At 44.9% G+C, this 917-nt stretch carries 1 protein-coding gene; it reads right to left on the reverse strand.

Annotated elements, in window-relative coordinates; genetic code table 11:
* Positions 1-917: elongation factor Tu (tuf, locus tag H5157_RS21120; RefSeq protein ID WP_182725412.1), on the reverse strand; the 917-nt coding region annotated here is incomplete at both ends.

A 917-nucleotide genomic window follows, 5' to 3' on the forward strand; every position in this document is an offset into this window, starting at 1 on the left:
TCTTTAGAAAGTACGTATACTTCTGAAGTGAATGTAGTATGTGGGTTGATTGAACCAGGCTTAGCTAGTACTTGACCACGTTCAACGTCTTCACGCTTAGTACCACGTAGAAGTGCACCAATGTTTTCGCCAGCACGACCTTCGTCAAGAAGCTTACGGAACATTTCAACACCAGTACAAGTAGAACGAGTTGTATCATTGATACCAACAATTTCTACTTCGTCATTGATGCGGATGATACCAGCTTCAACACGACCAGTTACAACAGTACCACGACCCTGGATTGAGAAAACGTCTTCGATAGGCATGATGAATGGCTTATCGATGTCACGCTCTGGCTCTGGGATGTAAGAATCAAGTGCGTTTGCAAGCTCAACAATCTTATCTTCCCACTCTTTCTCGCCTTCTAACGCTTTAAGCGCAGAACCAGCGATTAGAGGTAAGTCATCACCTGGGAAATCGTATTCAGAAAGAAGTTCACGAACTTCCATTTCTACTAGTTCAAGTAGCTCTTCGTCATCAACCATGTCACATTTGTTCATGAATACGATGATGTAAGGAACGCCAACCTGACGAGAAAGAAGGATGTGCTCACGCGTTTGTGGCATAGGGCCATCTGTCGCAGCAACTACTAAGATCGCGCCGTCCATTTGAGCAGCACCAGTGATCATGTTTTTAACATAATCGGCGTGACCAGGACAATCTACGTGTGCGTAGTGACGTGTAGGTGTATCGTATTCAACGTGAGACGTTGAAATAGTGATACCACGTTCGCGCTCTTCTGGAGCGTTATCGATTGATGCGAAATCTTTAGCAACACCGCCGTATACTTTTGCAAGTACGTTAGTGATTGCTGCAGTTAGTGTAGTTTTACCGTGGTCAACGTGGCCGATTGTACCAACGTTTACGTGCGGTTT

The sequence above is a fragment of the Pseudoalteromonas sp. SG43-3 genome, assembly GCF_014164385.1.
Taxonomy (GTDB): Bacteria; Pseudomonadota; Gammaproteobacteria; order Enterobacterales; family Alteromonadaceae; genus Pseudoalteromonas; species Pseudoalteromonas distincta.